This is a genomic window from Polaromonas sp. P1_G4 (assembly GCF_056405475.1).
Genome location: NZ_JBFUCA010000946.1, coordinates 1 through 848, shown reverse-complemented (window position 1 = coordinate 848; position 848 = coordinate 1). Strand labels below are relative to the sequence as shown.

At 61.4% G+C, this 848-nt stretch carries 1 protein-coding gene; it reads right to left on the bottom strand.

What is annotated here, in order from left to right; genetic code table 11:
* Positions 1-848, bottom strand: an 848-nt coding sequence (locus AC1D1X_RS24645; protein ID WP_477699535.1) for a class I tRNA ligase family protein, incomplete at both ends; no start/stop codon positions are given.

Below are 848 nucleotides of genomic sequence, written 5' to 3'. Positions count from 1 at the left end.
ATGTCCTGCGTGGCAAAGAGGCGGCCATGTTCGCGCAGCTTGTCGATGACCAGCGGCGCGGCCTTCCAGATATTGAGCCCGGCGAACATTGGCAGCTCATCGACATAGCGGCCGTTGCCCTGCACGGGATTGAGGATGTCGTCGTAGGCGATACCGTTGGCCACGCAAGAGTTAAAGTCTTCCACCCCATAGGCGGGCGAGGAGTGCACGATACCGGTGCCGTCATCGGCGGTGGCGTAGTCGGCCAGAAAGACCGGGCTGAAGCGCCGGTAGCCTGCGTCAACGTCATAAAAGGGATGCTGGAATTTCAGCAACGCCAGGTTTTTGCCTGCCGTTGTGGCCAGCACCTTGCCGGTGAGCTGGTAGCGCTCCAGGCATTTCTCGACCAGCACGGAGGCCAGCAGCAGGATGCCGCGATCGGTGTCGACCAGCGCGTATTCGAGTTCCGGGTTCAGGTTGAGCGCCTGGTTGGCCGGGATGGTCCAGGCGGTGGTCGTCCAGATCACCGCGAAGGCGTCTTTGGCCAGGCTCTTGAGGCCGAATGCGGCTGCGAGCTTCTCCGGCTCAGCGCATTTGAAGCCAACGTCCAGCGTCTGCGATTTCTTGTCGGCGTACTCGATTTCAAACTCGGCCAGCGAGGAGCCGCAGTCAAAACACCAGTACACGGGCTTGAGGCCCCGGTAGACAAAGCCGCGTTCCATGATGCGTTTGAGCGCGCGGATTTCATTGGCCTCGTTGGCAAAATCCATCGTGCGGTAGGGGTTGTCCCACTCCCCGAGCACACCCAGGCGCTTGAAGTCGGCCATCTGGCCGGCGATCTGTTCGGTGGCAAAAGCGCGGCTCTTGGC